At 61.3% G+C, this 14,028-nt stretch carries 17 protein-coding genes; 7 read left to right on the forward strand and 10 right to left on the reverse strand.

All coding sequences use genetic code 11. The features are described from left to right. Positions 1–285 precede the first annotated feature (285 nt). From EFQ99_RS01035 to EFQ99_RS01055, 5 genes are read left to right on the forward strand one after another with little or no spacing between them, the layout of a single operon-like run. Positions 286–609, forward strand: a complete 324-nt coding sequence (locus EFQ99_RS01035; protein WP_126918808.1) for an ArsR/SmtB family transcription factor — start codon at positions 286–288, stop codon at positions 607–609. Beyond that, positions 606–1,016 carry an SRPBCC family protein gene (locus tag EFQ99_RS01040; protein ID WP_126918809.1) on the forward strand — a complete coding sequence of 137 codons (411 nt, stop codon included), beginning with the start codon at positions 606–608 and terminating at the stop codon, positions 1,014–1,016. The genes EFQ99_RS01035 and EFQ99_RS01040 overlap by 4 nt, the downstream gene beginning before the upstream one ends. A gap of 56 nt (positions 1,017–1,072) precedes the next feature. Continuing rightward, positions 1,073–1,288, forward strand: a complete 216-nt coding sequence (locus EFQ99_RS01045; protein WP_245441433.1) for a hypothetical protein — start codon at positions 1,073–1,075, stop codon at positions 1,286–1,288. Between the two features lie 14 nt (positions 1,289–1,302). Next, positions 1,303–1,773, forward strand: coding sequence for a DUF1801 domain-containing protein (locus EFQ99_RS01050; protein WP_126918811.1), 471 nt, complete (start codon positions 1,303–1,305; stop codon positions 1,771–1,773). Positions 1,774–1,808: 35 nt separating this feature from the next. After that, on the forward strand, positions 1,809–2,264 hold the full coding sequence (locus tag EFQ99_RS01055) for a DUF1801 domain-containing protein (RefSeq protein ID WP_126918812.1): 456 nt from the start codon (positions 1,809–1,811) through the stop codon (positions 2,262–2,264). Between the two features lie 15 nt (positions 2,265–2,279). Here the strand turns inward: EFQ99_RS01055 and EFQ99_RS01060 are convergent, their stop codons facing one another. The 4 genes from EFQ99_RS01060 to EFQ99_RS01075 form a co-directional block, all read right to left on the reverse strand. Further along, entirely contained in the window at positions 2,280–2,756 is a 477-nt protein-coding gene (locus EFQ99_RS01060; RefSeq protein ID WP_126918813.1) for an SRPBCC family protein, read from the reverse strand. Continuing rightward, the gene (locus EFQ99_RS01065) at positions 2,753–3,091 is read right to left on the reverse strand and encodes an ArsR/SmtB family transcription factor (protein ID WP_126918814.1); all 339 of its coding nucleotides are present in this window, start codon (positions 3,089–3,091) and stop codon (positions 2,753–2,755) included. Before EFQ99_RS01065 ends, EFQ99_RS01060 begins: the two co-directional genes overlap by 4 nt. Further along, positions 3,088–3,774 (reverse strand): glutathione S-transferase family protein, encoded by a 687-nt coding sequence (locus EFQ99_RS01070; RefSeq protein WP_126918815.1) that lies wholly within the window; start codon positions 3,772–3,774, stop codon positions 3,088–3,090. Before EFQ99_RS01070 ends, EFQ99_RS01065 begins: the two co-directional genes overlap by 4 nt. 103 nt (positions 3,775–3,877) lie before the next feature. Continuing rightward, a complete protein-coding gene (locus EFQ99_RS01075; RefSeq protein ID WP_126918816.1) occupies positions 3,878–4,696 on the reverse strand; it encodes a class I SAM-dependent methyltransferase in 819 nt (272 codons plus the stop codon). A 113-nt stretch (positions 4,697–4,809) separates the two neighbouring features. Between EFQ99_RS01075 and EFQ99_RS01080 the strand changes: the two genes are divergently transcribed. Next, positions 4,810–5,535: a DUF2270 domain-containing protein gene (locus tag EFQ99_RS01080; protein ID WP_126918817.1), complete on the forward strand. Its 726-nt coding sequence runs from the start codon at positions 4,810–4,812 to the stop codon at positions 5,533–5,535. Positions 5,536–5,557: 22 nt separating this feature from the next. On the opposite strand, the gene EFQ99_RS01085 is transcribed toward EFQ99_RS01080, so the two are convergent. From EFQ99_RS01085 to EFQ99_RS01100, 4 genes are all read right to left on the reverse strand, one after another. After that, positions 5,558–5,824 carry an usg protein gene (locus EFQ99_RS01085; protein ID WP_126918818.1) on the reverse strand — a complete coding sequence of 89 codons (267 nt, stop codon included), beginning with the start codon at positions 5,822–5,824 and terminating at the stop codon, positions 5,558–5,560. 218 nt (positions 5,825–6,042) lie between these two features. Then, positions 6,043–6,873, reverse strand: a complete 831-nt coding sequence (locus tag EFQ99_RS01090) for an ABC transporter permease (RefSeq protein ID WP_126918819.1) — start codon at positions 6,871–6,873, stop codon at positions 6,043–6,045. Further along, positions 6,870–7,676: an ABC transporter permease gene (locus EFQ99_RS01095; protein WP_126918820.1), complete on the reverse strand. Its 807-nt coding sequence runs from the start codon at positions 7,674–7,676 to the stop codon at positions 6,870–6,872. Before EFQ99_RS01095 ends, EFQ99_RS01090 begins: the two co-directional genes overlap by 4 nt. A gap of 113 nt (positions 7,677–7,789) precedes the next feature. After that, a complete protein-coding gene (locus tag EFQ99_RS01100) occupies positions 7,790–8,563 on the reverse strand; it encodes a transporter substrate-binding domain-containing protein (protein WP_126918821.1) in 774 nt (257 codons plus the stop codon). 331 nt (positions 8,564–8,894) lie between these two features. On the opposite strand from EFQ99_RS01100, the gene EFQ99_RS01105 reads away from it, so the two are divergent. Further along, positions 8,895–11,114 carry an OmpA family protein gene (locus tag EFQ99_RS01105; protein ID WP_126918822.1) on the forward strand — a complete coding sequence of 740 codons (2,220 nt, stop codon included), beginning with the start codon at positions 8,895–8,897 and terminating at the stop codon, positions 11,112–11,114. Between the two features lie 96 nt (positions 11,115–11,210). On the opposite strand, the gene EFQ99_RS01110 is transcribed toward EFQ99_RS01105, so the two are convergent. Then, complete coding sequence (locus EFQ99_RS01110; RefSeq protein ID WP_126918823.1) at positions 11,211–11,969, reverse strand: alpha/beta fold hydrolase; 759 nt, start codon at positions 11,967–11,969, stop codon at positions 11,211–11,213. Positions 11,970–12,021: 52 nt separating this feature from the next. Then, entirely contained in the window at positions 12,022–13,797 is a 1,776-nt protein-coding gene (locus EFQ99_RS01115) for a cytochrome c biogenesis protein DipZ (protein ID WP_126919564.1), read from the reverse strand. Between the last annotated feature and the right edge of the window lie 231 nt (positions 13,798–14,028).

A 14,028-nucleotide genomic window follows, 5' to 3' on the forward strand; every position in this document is an offset into this window, starting at 1 on the left:
GGCATGCCATTTGGTGCCGGCTTTTGAGGGAGTGATTGTCGGCTTAGGCGGCTACTAGCACCAGCGCTGCCTAATATGAACGCATCGCGGCGACGGTAAGTGATCGGCAAAGAATGCTTAAACTCATCGCTGTCGAGCTATTGATTTCTGTGTGGTTTTGGCTGCGCTGTCATCTGGTGTTGTGGTCGTCGTTGCATAATTCCCGGCTTTATCCAGTTTTGGCTTGACCAACATATCGCTCCATAGCTATAGGTTTATCCATAGCTGACGAGGTATGGATATCGGATGTCGACCGCTCAAGACATGCTTTTCAGAACGCTCGCCGATCCCACGCGGCGGGCTCTCTTCGAACGGCTGTGCCGGGAAGGGGAGAAGACGGTCGGGGCGCTAACGGAGCGAGCCGGGGTTTCGCAGCCTGTCGTTTCGAAGCATCTCGGGATCCTGAAACAGGCCGGGCTGGTGCGTGACCGCCATGAAGGGCGTCAGACGCATTACAGCGCGCAGCTCGGTGCGCTTGCGCCGCTCGTCGATTGGACAAGTGAGATGGCGGGCTTCTGGCAAAGCCGTTTCGATGCTCTCGAAAATTTACTGAAAAGGATGGATCAATGAGCGATATGTCGACCGAAACACGTTCCGTCATCATCGAACGGGAGATGCCTTTTCCCGCGGAGAAGATCTGGCGGGCGCTTACCCAGCCGCACCTGATCCAGGAGTGGCTGATGCAGAGCGACTTCAAACCGGTCGTCGATCACAGCTTCAATTTCAACGCCGATTGGGGCTCGGTCGATTGCCGGGTTCTGGAGGTCGAGCCGAACAAGACGCTTGCTTACAGCTGGGACGCCTATGGTCTCGAAACCATCGTTACGTGGACGCTCACCCCGACGGGCAAGGGCACGCATCTGCGCATGGAGCAGGCGGGCTTCCTGGCGGATCAGCGGCAGGCTTATGGCGGCGCCAGGAGCGGCTGGCCGCAGTTCTTCGACAAGCTGGAACAGGTGCTGTCGCGGACGGAGTGAGGGCGCCCGCGGGGGAGGCAGCCCACCATCTGGGCTGACAATGAGGAGGAGGTCCCATTGGGGAACACTGGTTTCGGCAGGTCCACGGTTGGCTGTCCGTAGCCTTTACCGTGGCCGTTGTAGTCAATATCATCGCCGTGGTGCAGGAGAAATCGGCCATCTGGGTGGGATTCCTGGCGCTGTTGCCGCTTTGCCTGCTTCTCATTACCGGTCCCTGTTTGTTTGTGCTGCCCTATGTAACGAAGCGGCGCGACGCGGAATGCGCCGGCTGACAGGAGGAAACGCTATGGCGGGCAGAACGTCGAAAGCGGCGGAGAGGGTCACCGGGAAGGCAGCCTCCAAGCCGGTCGCCACGAAGCCAAACCTTCTTTCAGGCGGCAATCCGCAGATCCCCAAGGGCTATGGTGACGCGCCGGTGCAGGCCTATATCGCCGCCATGCCGGGCTGGAAAAGCGATATCGGACGCCGCCTCGACGCGCTGATCACCCGCACCGTGCCCGGCGTCTCCAAGGCGGTCAAATGGAACTCGCCTTTCTATGGTATTGAGGGGCAGGGCTGGTTCCTCGGCATCCATTGCTTCACGAACTACGTCAAGGTGGCTTTCTTCAAGGGCGCGGCGCTCGATCCTCTGCCGCCGGGCGCGTCCAAACAGAAAGAGGTGCGCTATCTCGACATCCGCGAGGACGACCCGTTCGACGAGGCGCAGATCGCCTCCTGGGTGGAACAGGCGAGCCGGTTGCCCGGCGAACCCATGTGAGAGTGTCGAGGCCGAGTGGCGGGAGAGAGATGACGATGAAGAAAGCGACGGCAACCATGAAGAAGAACGAAACCGGCGAAGAAAACTGGGAAGCCTCACCTTCTCGGCTGATCGATGCGAGGATCGAAGAACTTAGCGATTGGCGCGGCGACATGCTCGCGCGTGTCCGAGCGCTCATCAAGCAGGCCGAACCCGATGTCGTCGAGGAATGGAAGTGGCGAGGGGTTCCGGTGTGGGAGCGCGCCGGCATCATCTGCACCGGCGAAACCTACAAGAGCGCGGTAAAGCTGACCTTTGCCAAGGGTGCATCGCTTGAGGATCCCGCAGGCCTTTTCAACTCCAGCCTCGAAGGCAACACCCGGCGGGCCATTGATTTCCATGAGGGCGACAAGATCGACGAAGAGGCGCTGAAGGCGCTCATTCGCGCTGCCGCCGCGCTGAACACGTCCCCGCGGAGCGCTGGCTCTCGGAAGAAATCAGGCAGGACTTGAGGTGATCCAGATCGCCTAATGGATCGGGCTCGCCTCGCGTTCGAGAAAGAGTTCGAGATTATCCAGGCCGATCCGGGTGCCTTGAAGGCGGGCGCCGTTGTCGGCATAGCCGTCGAGGAAAACCACCTGCTCGGTGAAGAACATCCTGGTGCCGCCGGGGGCGGCCTTGAAGGTGACGGTGGCGAGCGAGGCGGAAATACGGGTTTGCCCGAGTTTCATCTCATAGGCATAGACGATGCGGGTATCGGGCACGATATCGATGTAATGGGCGTCATAGGCGTGCAGAAGCCCATCAGTGTCGGCGACATAGTTTCTCTCCGCACCGCCGGGGCGGAAATCGAGCGCATATTCCAGCGGCGCCCAGTCGCCATGGCAGGCGAACCATTGGCGCTTGGATTCCGGCGTCGACCAGGCGCGGAAAACCCGGGCGACCGGCGCCTTCAGGCGGCGCTCGATGACGAAGGTCGTATGTTCGGCGGATCGCGTGGTCATTCTTGGGTTTCCATTTCATCGGCAAGAAGTTGGTCCAGCCTGTCGAAGGCGGTGGTCCAGCGGGTTTTTCGCTGCTCCACCCAGCGTTCGACGGCAGCAAGCGCGTCCTGCTGCAAGCGGTAGGTTCGCACCCGGCCGGACTTTTCCGAGAGTACGAGGCCGCTCTCCTCCAGCACCTGCAGATGTTTCATCACCGTCGGCAGGGCGACCGCGAGCGGCGCGGCAAGCTCGGTGACGGAGGCCGGGCCGCGGCCGAGCCGGTCGATCATGCCGCGGCGGCTGCGGTCGGCAAGCGCGTGAAACATGCGATCGAGATCCGCCTGACTTTCAATCATACCGCTGCGTCCCGGAAGCGGGCTGGGAGCTTTTCATGATAGGGATAGAACTTAAAATAGGGACGAGCCTCTTCCAGCGCCCTTGCGAAGGATGGGCGCGCCAACAGCCTGCTATAATAGGCGCGAAGCTTCGGCTGATCCTGACAAAACGGAACAAGCGTTTCGGCATAGAAGAGGGCGGGGGCCGCGGCGCAATCAGCCATGGTGAAGGCCTCGCCCGTTATCCATGGGCTTTCGCCCAGCTGTTTTTCGATCATGGCATAGGCGGTTGCGAGCGTCGTTCTCGAGGCCGTCATCTCGATTTCGTCCGCCGTGCCCTCAGGGCGCAGACGGTTGCTGACGAGCGTCTGCATCGGCACCTGGACATAATGATCGAAGAAGCGGTCCCAGAGGCGGACCTGCAGCGCCCGGTCGATTTCCAGCGGCAGCAGGCGCACAGGGCCGGGATAATAGTGATCGAGATATTCGATGATGATCGACGTTTCGGGAATGGTGCTGTCGCGCGCCTCGTCCCTCAGCAGCGGCATCTTGCCGACTGGCCAGAAGCGGAAGAGATCGGCGCGCGACGTCTCGTCGGAAAGATCGACGATACGATTTTCGAAGGGGGTCGCGTTTTCATAAAGCGCGATCAGCACCTTGTGGCAGAAGGAGGCAAGCGGATGCCCATAGAACACGAGCGACATCAGGCGACCTTTCTATCGTTGCGATAAACTTCACCGATCGACTAAGTATCAGGTCGAGTGACATCGCGCAATAAATACTTCGCCAAATGTGTAACTATCGCCGTCAGCCGATATAGCGGGCGATCACCAGATGGCCGGGCGTCGGCTGGCCCTCTTCCATGCGCACGTTGATATCCGATATCTCGACGAGTTCGAAACCGGTCGCCGTCAGGCGCTCCCTCACATAGGCGTCGGCATGGGCGAAACGCTGGTGCGGACCGACCATATAGGCGCGGCCGGCGAAGCTTTCCGTAGGCAGGGTTTCCGAGGAGAAGATGAACAGGCCGCCGGGCGTCAGATTCTCGGCTGCGCCGAAGAACAGCGGTTCAAGCGCGCCGAGATAGGGCAGCACGTCGGTGGCGGTGATGATGTCGAAAGCTTCCTCGTCGTTGTCTTCAAGGAAATCCTCGACTTCCGCGACGAAGAGCGTCTCGTAGAGGTCCTTTTCATGGGCGATCTCGACCATCTTCTCCGATAGGTCGATGCCGGTCATATCAGCGCAGAGGTCGCGTAGCGCGCCGCCGGTGAGACCGGTGCCGCAGCCGAGATCGAGCAGGCGCTTGAACGGCCCGAGTTTCAACGCCTGCAGATGTTGGCGCACCAGCATCGGCACGTGATAGCCGAGCTGCTCGACGAGTACGTCCTCGAAGACCTCGGCATGCTGGTCGAACAGGGTCTCGACATAGGCGTCGGGCGCCTTGGCCGGAGTTTCGCCGCGGCCCATCGCGGCGATGCGCACGGCGGCGCCGCCGTGATCGTCAGGATCGATCGCCAGGACTTCCTCATAGGCTGCCACCGCCGCGTCGACATCGCCTGATTTCTCCAGCGCCAGCGCGCGGTTGTAGGCTTCGCCAAGGGCTTCTTCGTCGATCTTCTTTGCCATCGCCGTCCATCGTCCTTCTGTTTCAGGCATGGCTCTAAGGCGGCTTTCGATGTTTTGCAATGGCGTGGCGACTGGCGCAGAATGGCCGAAAAGAAGACGAAGGAGGAACAGTTATGGATATGGAGCAGGACAAGGTGCCTTCGGCAAGGGAAGATGAGGGCGCGCGAGTCTTGCTGCTGCCCAGCACGCCGGGCGAGGTCACCAATACGCTCATTCACTATTACCGCGGCGAACTGGGGCGGATGACGAGCTGGCGCGACCGCATCGACCGGACGTCCAACTGGGCGATCACCGTGGTTGCGGCGCTGCTTTCAGTGTCGCTGTCGACGCCGACCTCGCATCACGGCGTGCTCTTGTTCGGGATAATGCTGGTGACGCTGCTTCTGATGATCGAGGCGCGGCGCTACCGCTTCTTCGATATCTACCGCGCCCGCATCCGGCAGATCGAGCGCTGCTATTTTGCTCAGATCCTGGCGCCCGACGCCAAGACCGGCAGCGAATGGGCAGCGGTGGTCGCCAATAGCCTGCGTCATCCACGCTTCCTGCTCAGCTATTCGGAAGCAATGCACCGGCGTCTCAGGCGCAATTATGGCTGGATGTATTTCATCCTGTTTCTGGCCTGGTGCCTGAAGATTTCGACGCCGAAACTGCAGACGGAGGGCGTGCAGACGCTGCAGGCGCACTCGTGGAGCTATGTCATCGACAATGCCGTGCTCGGGCCGCTTCCCGGCGTTGCGGTCATCGCAATCGTCGTCACCTTCTACCTCGGCATCCTTTGTTTCGCCCTGCGACCGGATCGTGACGAAGGCGAATTCGGACATGGCGAGGCGCATGTCTGATACGGCCGAAGCCAGCCCGCCGTCAGTGCAGGATGAATTCGCCCTTCAGCGCGCGCCACTCGGTTGCCGAGATCAGCTTGCGGTGGACGTAGCGCACCGAATGCAGCGGCCCGTCGAGCTTTTCCTGCCAGAACTTCAGGAAACCATGCATCTCGGGAAAATCCGGGGCGAGGTCGTAATCCTGCCAGACGTAGGTCTGCAGGATCGCCGGGTGGTCAGGCAGGTGGTAGAGGATCTGGGCGGTCGTCAAACCATAGCCCTGCAATTGCTTTTCCATGTCCTTATGCATCGTATTCAGCTTCTTCTCGTTCCCACTCGCGCTTTTATTAGCGCTGCATGAAATGAAAACATGCGAGTGATTAATGGAAGCTTAACAGATGCTGTGTGGTGGAGATATTCTTTTTGTTTTCAATGGCTTGGCAGCATCCTGAGGCGAGTGCTGCCAGCCGGCTTTTGCGAGCCTATGCCGTTATCCGGAAACCGCGACACGCTTTTTGGCGTCACGCATCAGCGTTTCAGATGCCTGGTCAGGCGCCGCTCGATCCAGGCCCAGAGATGGCGCAGAGCCTCGACGATCGAGAGGTAGAAGATCGCCGCCCAGAGATAGGTCTGGTAGTCGAAGGTGCGGGAGAAGGCGTAGCGGGTCTCGCCCATCAGATCGAGCACGGTGATGATGGCGACGACGGCCGAGCCCTTGATCAGCAGGATGATCTCATTGCCGTAGGGGCGAAGCGCCACGATGAGAGCCTGCGGCAGGATGATCTTGCGGAAGGCGATATTCTGATGGATGCCGAGTGCCGCGGCCGCCTCGCGCTGACCATGCGGCACGCTTTCGATCGCGCCGCGCAGGATTTCCGCTTGATAGGCCGCGGTATTGATGGTCATGGCGAAGATGCCGCAATACCAAGCATCACGGAAAAACCACCAGATACCGACGGACTCCAGCTGCGGCCGGAACACGCCGAGGCCGTAATAGACCAGGAAGAGCTGGGCAAGCAGCGGCGTGCCGCGGAAGAAATAGATGTAGCAATAGGCCAGCGCGTTCAGCACCTTGCTTTTCGACAGACGCGCCATGGCAAGCGGCAGCGACAGGACGGCGCCGCAGACAACCGAAATGGCGACGAGGCCGAGCGTCACCCCGAGGCCGTGAAGGTAGCGCGGCCCGTATCGGGTGAACTTGTCGGGATCCCAGCCATTGATGACGGTGAAGACCAGCAGCGCGGCGAACAATGCCCAAAACGCGACAAGGATATAGCCGGCGAGGCGTGTCCGCGTCATCCGCCTGGCCGCTTCGCGGGGAGCTGGCTGCGGCGGGATCAATGTTTCAGCGTAGCTCATCGGCGGACCTCCGAACGCTTGGCCCATCTGTCGACATAGACGAGCAGGAAGGAGGAGAGGATGGCAAGCACCAGATAGAGACAGCAGGCGATGCCATAGAAGAAGAAGGGTTCCTTGGTCACACGCACGGCCACATTCGTCTGGCGCAGGATATCGGCAAGGCTGATGATCGACACATAGGAGGTGTCCTTCAGGAGCACCATCCAGAGGTTCGTCAGGCCGGGCAGCGCGATGCGCACCAACTGCGGGAGAACGACGAGGCGCAGCGTGCGGCCGCGATGGAGACCCAGCGCGTCTCCCGCCTCATATTGGCCCTTGGGAATGGCGCGGAAGGCCGAGAGCAGCACTTCCGAGCAATAGGCGGAAAAGACGACCGACAGCGCGATGACGCCGGCGAAGAAGGCGTTGATTTCGACCGGCGGACCGCTATAGCCGGCGAGATCCAGCAGATACTGGATGAGGATCTGCATGCCGTAATAGATGATGAAGAGCGTCAGAAGCTCCGGCAGCCCACGGAAGATCGTGGTGTAGATGCCGGCAGCCAGCCGCACCGATTTTTCTTCCGACTGCTGGCCGAGCGCCACCAGAAAACCGATGACGAGGCCGATCGGCAGGGTGACGATCGCGACCGATACGGTGACCTGAAGGCCGAGCGCAATTTCGTCGCCAAAGCCGGTGTCGCCACAGGCAAGAATCGTCGACTGACCCAACCAGGTGAAAATACCGACAGGTCCGCAAAGCGGATCAAAGATGTGCACAAGCAAGCTCCAGAAGGAGCCGAGCGCGGAAAACAATCCGCCCATGCGAGAATTCCCCTCACGGCTTTTGCCGTTTTGATCTTGCCACCTTTGTCAAACAAAAATGGCGGAAGAGCAAGCCTCCCGCCAATAGCTTCATCGGCCAGATACCGATTTTCTCATTCGCCGTAAACGTCGAAGTCGAAGTACTTGTCCTGGATCTTCTTGTACTCGCCGCTGGCGCGAATTGCAGCGATCGCCGTGTTGAGCTTTTCCTTCAACGCATCGCCCTTGCGGATGGCGATACCGGCGCCGTTGCCGTTGATTTCCTTGTCGACCGGCAGGGTCGTCAGGATCTTGCAGCATGCACCGGCGTCGGACTTGACCCATTCGGAGAGAACGACGACGTCGTCGATGACGGCATCGACGCGGCCGCTGGAAACGTCGAGCTTGTATTCGTCAGCGGTGGGATAGAGCTTCAGTTCGGTGTCGGCGAGGTGCTTCTCGGCGTAGTTGGCATGCGTCGTGGAGGTCTGCGCGCCGATCACCTTGCCCTTGAGGCCGGCAACGTCAGTGATCTTGGAGTCCTTCGGCACAGCGATTGCCGGCGGGGTGTTGTAGTACTTGTTGGAGAAGTCGACGAGCTTGAGACGTTCAGGCGTGATCGACATGGACGAGACGATCATGTCGAATTTCTTGGCGTTCAGCGCCGGGATGATGCCGTCCCAGTCGGTGCTGACGAACGTGCATTCGGCCTTCATTTCGGCACAGAGCGCCTTGGTGATATCGATGTCGAAGCCCTGGATCGTGCCGCTGGCGTCGACGAATTCGAAGGGCGGGTAGGTCGAATCAGTGCCGATCACATATTTTTCGCCGTCGGCCATGGCCGAGCCGGCAAAGAGAGACATCGCCGCAATCGAGGCTGCCGCGAAAATACGGGTGGAGATATGCATGAGGATCCTCTCTGTTGGTAGCCGTCGCGCTTTTTTCTCTTGGGCTGACGGCTGCTGTTCAACGGTGACGGGCACCGCCTTGCGGCGATAATCAGACTTTTTTTCATACAATTGCAACAGAAATTCCCGCGCAGTTTGCAGTGCACACAGCAGGCGAGATGAACGTCGGCAGACTGCAACATTCACGCGAGGTTAATCCCCGAATTCCTAGAACCGGAACAAATCGGCGGTTCGGCGATTGCCATTTCGCCGTTTCGCCTTAATGCGTGGCTAGGGGCGGAAGCAGGGCCTATCGGCCTTCAGGAAGCTCAAACAGGATCGAGGAAACCCGATGGGCATGAAATCAAGATTGTTCGCAAGTGCGGCTTTTCCGCTGCTTTCCCTCTCGCTGGCCCTGCAGCCGGCAGCGGCGATGGCGGCCGTGCGCGGCGTTGAGACGCAGGCCGCGGCCGTGCGGCAAGTCGAGCAGGGGAGCTTCGAGGTGGCGCAGGATGCGCCTCAGGATGCACCTTCCGAAGAAGAGTTGCTGAAGAAGAAAAAGCACAAGGAAAAGCAGGAGGCCCCGGCCGAACAGGCGCCAGCCGCCGAACAGCCCGCGCAGAAGGAAGCGCCTGCAGAAAAGCCGAAGGCCGAGCGGAAGGAGGCTCCTGAGCCTGAACCCAAGGCCGCGCCTGAGCCCAAGGTAGCGCCAGAACCCAAGGCAGCACCGGAGCCACCGAAAGCCGAAGCGCCGAAGGAGGCGCCGGCGGAACAGCCCGAAAGCAAGCCCGCGCGGAAAGCCAAACAGGAGGCTCAGCCCGAGGCACAGCCGGAGGCCGCGCCACAGCAGGAACAGCAGCCGGTAACGCAGGAAAAGCCGAAGAAACCCAAGAAGCATGAGGCTCAGCAGGCCGAGCCTGAGGCGCAGCCCGCGCCCGAGCAGCAGCCGGCCGCTAGGGAAACCCAGCCGCAAACGGAGCAGGCTGCACCTGAGGCCAAGCCGGAAGGCAAGCAGCGCCCGCGCGATAAGGGCAAGGGCAAGGCCGAAACCGCCGCTCCCGAGCCTGTGACGCCGACCGAAGAGCAGGCCAAGCCCGAAGCCAAGCCGGAAGCAAAGCCCACGGCCGAAGCGCCGGCCGTGAAGAAGCCTGCAGCCGGCGAGACCGTCGCGCCTGCAGACAAGGCTACCCCGGACAAGGCTACCCAGGACAAGACGGCCGCCCCGGAAGCCGCGCCGGTTGAAAAGCCCAAGGAAGGCACGGCGGCAAAACCTGCTGGCGAACAGCCCGCTGGTGTGCAGCCAGCCGCACCGGCCACCGACACTGCCCAGCCGCTTCCGGATGCCAGCGGCGGCCAGCAGGTGCAGCAGGCTATTCCGGCGCCGGAAAAGGTTTCGCCCGAGGAACTGCAGCGGCGCAAGAAGATCGCTGAAGATCCGGCCAAGAGCAGCGAGACCGTCGTGCTGCCGGTCCAGAACGGTGCCGCCGTGCTCGACAGCGACAAGGATGCCGATCGCAGCAAGGGCCGGGAAGGCCGCCGCGACCGCGACAAGCTGCGCGCCGAGAGCCAGGACTTCAAATTGCCGACCTCCGATGCCGAGGCTCAGGCCGCTACCGGTGGCGTGGCGCAGCCCTCGGTCAAAATCGAGGCGGTGACCAGCGAGAAGGGCACGAGGCTTGACGAGCGGCCGCAATTTGCCCGTCCCGACGGGGCGCGCATCGACAACCGCACCGAAGACAACCGCGTGATCATCCAGTACAACAATCAGGTGATCGTGCGCAGCGACGACGACAGGCGGTTCCTGCGCGATGGCGAACGGCCGAGCTATGAAGAGCTTTCGGGCGACCGCTACCGCGAGACGATCATGCGGCCGGAGGGCTATCGCATCGTCACGATCCGCAACCGTTATGGCGACATCATCCAGCGGTCGCGCGTCGATGCGCGTGGGCGTGAGGACGTGCTCTATTATTCGCAGGATCTCTACAACGATCCGGACCGCGACTATTTCGAGGATCCGGGCGCCGACCTGCCGCCGATGCGCCTGCGCGTACCGCTCAACGACTATATCATCGACACCCGCAGCGACCCGAACCGGGATTATTACGAGTTCCTGAGCGAGCCGCCAGTCGAGCCGGTGGAGCGCGTCTATTCGCTTGACGAGGTGAAGTATTCGGCCCGTATCCGCGACAAGGTGCGCCGTATCGACCTCGACACGATCACCTTTGCGACCGGCAGTGCCGATATCCCGATGACCCAGGCGCGTACGCTACGCAAGGTCGCAGACGCGATCAGCCAGGTGCTGAAGAAAGATCCGAGCGAGACCTTCCTGATCGAGGGTCATACGGATGCCGTCGGCTCTGACCAGAGCAACCTGGTCCTTTCCGACCAGCGTGCGGAATCGGTCGCCAACGTGCTCACGGACGTTTACGGCATACCGCCCGAGAACTTGGCGACGCAGGGCTACGGCGAGCGCTATCTGAAGGTCAACACGGACGGTCCCGAACAGGAAAACCGCCGCGTCACCATCCGCCGCGTCACCGCGCTGGTTCGGCCGGTGGCTGCCAACCGGTAATGATATGGCGCCCCTCTATCATTGAGGGGCGCCATTTGCTTCCAGGGGCTGGACTGGTAATAGCCCCAGGTCTTTGCACCTAAGCCACAAGCAGTTCTACTCGCTGGCTTTTTTGGCAGCCTTTTCGATGATGTCGGCAACCTTTTGCGGCTGAGAGGCGAAGACGGCGTGGCTGGCCTTGATTTCGGTCACTTCGCTGCCGGCGCGTTTGGCCATGTCGCGCTCCAGGTCAGGGTTGATGGCGCGATCCTGGGTGGCGACGATCGACCAGCTAGGCTTGGTGCGCCATGCTGTTTCCGTGATCTTGGCGGAGAAGGCCTGCTTGGAGGCGAAGACCTGCGACCTTGCCAGGAAGTCTGCTTCGTCTTTCGGAAGGTCGGCCGCGAAATCGGCGGGGAAGGCGCCCGGATCGAGATAGAGATATTTGCCGTCCTTGGTTTCCTTGATGTCCATACTGCCGGCGGGCTTCGAGCTCGAAAGGCTCAGCACGCTTTCGCCCTTATCCGGCTGGAGGGCGGCGACATAGACGAGGCCCGCGACGGCCGGATCGTTGCCGGCTTGCGTGATGACCATGCCGCCATAGCTGTGTCCGACGAGCAGGCTCGGCCCGTCCTGGAGGTCGAGAATGCGCTTCGTCGCGGCGACATCATCATCGAGCGAGGTAATCGGCTCCTGGACGACCGTGACCTCGAAACCGCGCTTCTGTAGGATTTCGGTCACCTTGCGCCATCCGGAGCCGTCCGCGAGTGCACCATGTACGATCACGATGTTCTTGACCGGAGCGGCCTCGGCGGCAAATGCGATGGTGCCGGCGGCAAGCGTGAGGGCTGTGATGAAAATGGGACGTCTGTTCATGGTATTATTCCTTTGATTGAGGTTGTGGATTGCGTATCGAGGCATTTCAGATTCAGCCGAACGTAAAGGCATAGGCCTGGACGCCGGGATCGAGGAAGCGGATCTCGAAGGTGCGGGCGGCGACCGGGCCGGACTGGCGCACCAGTTGGTAAAGTCTTGTCGCGGTTACTGTACCATTGCCGTCGGCATCGATGTCGGAGCCGTGGTCGGCGCCTGGAACCTTGCCGTCGACCTTCACCTGGAAGCGGACAGGTTTGCCGCTGTCGCCTGGCCCGAGAACGAGATGTAGGTCACGGGCGCTGAAACGGTAGGTGATGCCACCGCCCGGTTGATCGAGTGTCGCCTGATCCTTTCCGACAGTCCAGCTTCCGGACAGGCCCCAGTTGTTGAGACCCGGCTCGGTGGTCGAATAGTTCTGCGTGATATCGGCTTGCAGCCCCTCCGGAGAGACGAAATTCGTGGCCTGTTCGTAGCCGAGATAGGTCTCGCCCGAGCGGATGTTGCTGAGATCGGGACCGGCTTCCACGCCCTTTGCATCAGGTGTGACCGTCGCGCCTGCGGTCATTTCACTGCCGGCCTCGCGCAGCAGGTCCTGGATGGCCTTCTCAGTCCTGCCATAATTGCCTTCGCCGAAATGATGATAGCGAATCTGGCCCTTGGCATCGGTCAGGTAGGCGGCCGGCCAGTAGCTGTTCTCGAAGGCGCGCCAGATTTTGTAGTCATTGTCGATCGCGATGGGATAGCCGATCTTGAAGCCGCCGATCGCGGCTTTGACATTGTCGATCTTCTTTTCGAAGGCGAATTCCGGGGCGTGCACGCCGATGACGACAAGGCCCTGATCGGCATATTTCTCCGCCCAGGCCTTCACATAGGGGATGGTGCGAATGCAGTTGATGCAGGAATAGGTCCAGAAATCGACGAGCACGACCTTGCCACGCAACTGCTCTGCGGTCAGCGGCTTCGAGTTCAGCCATTCCACAGCACCGTCGAGCGAAGGCGCAGAGCCCTCGACCGGCAGATCGCTGCGGAACGGCTTCTTCGCATCGGCTGCGGCGATCGCGGCATCGTTGCTCGCCACTTCGGAGGAGGCGCCGCCGAGGGGCTTTGCATGCAGCCGGTCGAGCACGGCCTGTTCCAGGGATGCGGTGCTGGCATAGGAGAGGCGGGCCAGCAGGCTGGTGTCGAGGCCTAGTGCGATGACGGCAACGCCCGCCAGAACGGCCGCGCCGAGCACTTGGCGAATCCGGTCGCCGAAGCCGAGAGAACGCTTCATGGCGGCGAAAATCTTTCCGCCGACAAGCAGGGCGACGGCAAGAGAGGTGGCGGCGCCGGCGGCATAGGCAATCAGCAGAAAGGTCGTTTGCAGGTTGGCACCCTGCAGCGCGGCGCCCGTCAGAACGAGGCCGAGGATCGGCCCGGCGCAGGGCGCCCAGAGCAGGCCGGTGGCGACGCCGAGAATGAGCGCGCTCTTCACCGTGGGCGCGGTGCGTCCGCCGCCGCTGGCATTCACCAGATTGTTTCCGAGGTCGACGATCGGCCGGGCAAGCGTGCTTGCAAAGCGCGGCGAAAGTAGGCTCGCACCAAAGAGCGCCAGCATGACGATCGCGGCAAGGCGGCCATATTCATTGGCGCGAATGGCCCAGCTGCCGCCGACTGCGGCGAGCGTGGCGACGAGCGCGAAGGTGGCGGCCATGCCAGCCAGCATCGGCAGCGTGCTCTTGACGAAGGGCTGTCCGGCACGGGCGAAGACGAAGGGGAGGATCGGGAGGATGCAAGGGCTGAGGATCGTCAGCGCGCCTCCGAGATAGGCAATGATCAGAAGTGTCATCATCGTTTCCTTTGAAACCGATTGATCAGGCTCTGGACGGCGATTGGCCTGGACCAGCAACGGCGGCGATGTAGCCCAGCGGACGTATCGGCGGTGTGTCTGGTTTTGCGGGAAAATGTACCGAACTATTGCGGCCGGGCGCGCCGATACAGAGCGATACAAACTGCGGCTCCGGCAGCCGATGACGAAAACGGCTGCATCAGGCGCGAGGTTTTGCGGAGGAGAGGCGAT

It is taken from the genome of Rhizobium vallis, from assembly GCF_003985155.1.
GTDB lineage: Bacteria > Pseudomonadota > Alphaproteobacteria > Rhizobiales > Rhizobiaceae > Rhizobium > Rhizobium vallis.

What these genes read in the sequence shown, in the direction of transcription:
- EFQ99_RS01115 (WP_126919564.1), bottom strand. Translation starts at nt 13,797, where the DNA reads ATGACACTTCTGATCATTGCCTATCTCGGAGGCGCGCTGACGATCCTC.
- EFQ99_RS01095 (WP_126918820.1), bottom strand. Translation starts at nt 7,676, where the DNA reads ATGGGCGGATTGTTTTCCGCGCTCGGCTCCTTCTGGAGCTTGCTTGTG.
- EFQ99_RS01080 (WP_126918817.1), top strand. Translation starts at nt 4,810, where the DNA reads ATGGATATGGAGCAGGACAAGGTGCCTTCGGCAAGGGAAGATGAGGGC.
- EFQ99_RS01070 (WP_126918815.1), bottom strand. Translation starts at nt 3,774, where the DNA reads ATGTCGCTCGTGTTCTATGGGCATCCGCTTGCCTCCTTCTGCCACAAG.
- EFQ99_RS01075 (WP_126918816.1), bottom strand. Translation starts at nt 4,696, where the DNA reads ATGGCAAAGAAGATCGACGAAGAAGCCCTTGGCGAAGCCTACAACCGC.
- EFQ99_RS01110 (WP_126918823.1), bottom strand. Translation starts at nt 11,969, where the DNA reads ATGAACAGACGTCCCATTTTCATCACAGCCCTCACGCTTGCCGCCGGC.
- EFQ99_RS01105 (WP_126918822.1), top strand. Translation starts at nt 8,895, where the DNA reads ATGGGCATGAAATCAAGATTGTTCGCAAGTGCGGCTTTTCCGCTGCTT.
- EFQ99_RS01090 (WP_126918819.1), bottom strand. Translation starts at nt 6,873, where the DNA reads ATGAGCTACGCTGAAACATTGATCCCGCCGCAGCCAGCTCCCCGCGAA.
- EFQ99_RS01035 (WP_126918808.1), top strand. Translation starts at nt 286, where the DNA reads ATGTCGACCGCTCAAGACATGCTTTTCAGAACGCTCGCCGATCCCACG.
- EFQ99_RS01055 (WP_126918812.1), top strand. Translation starts at nt 1,809, where the DNA reads ATGAAGAAAGCGACGGCAACCATGAAGAAGAACGAAACCGGCGAAGAA.
- EFQ99_RS01040 (WP_126918809.1), top strand. Translation starts at nt 606, where the DNA reads ATGAGCGATATGTCGACCGAAACACGTTCCGTCATCATCGAACGGGAG.
- EFQ99_RS01065 (WP_126918814.1), bottom strand. Translation starts at nt 3,091, where the DNA reads ATGATTGAAAGTCAGGCGGATCTCGATCGCATGTTTCACGCGCTTGCC.
- EFQ99_RS01100 (WP_126918821.1), bottom strand. Translation starts at nt 8,563, where the DNA reads ATGCATATCTCCACCCGTATTTTCGCGGCAGCCTCGATTGCGGCGATG.
- EFQ99_RS01085 (WP_126918818.1), bottom strand. Translation starts at nt 5,824, where the DNA reads ATGCATAAGGACATGGAAAAGCAATTGCAGGGCTATGGTTTGACGACC.
- EFQ99_RS01050 (WP_126918811.1), top strand. Translation starts at nt 1,303, where the DNA reads ATGGCGGGCAGAACGTCGAAAGCGGCGGAGAGGGTCACCGGGAAGGCA.
- EFQ99_RS01060 (WP_126918813.1), bottom strand. Translation starts at nt 2,756, where the DNA reads ATGACCACGCGATCCGCCGAACATACGACCTTCGTCATCGAGCGCCGC.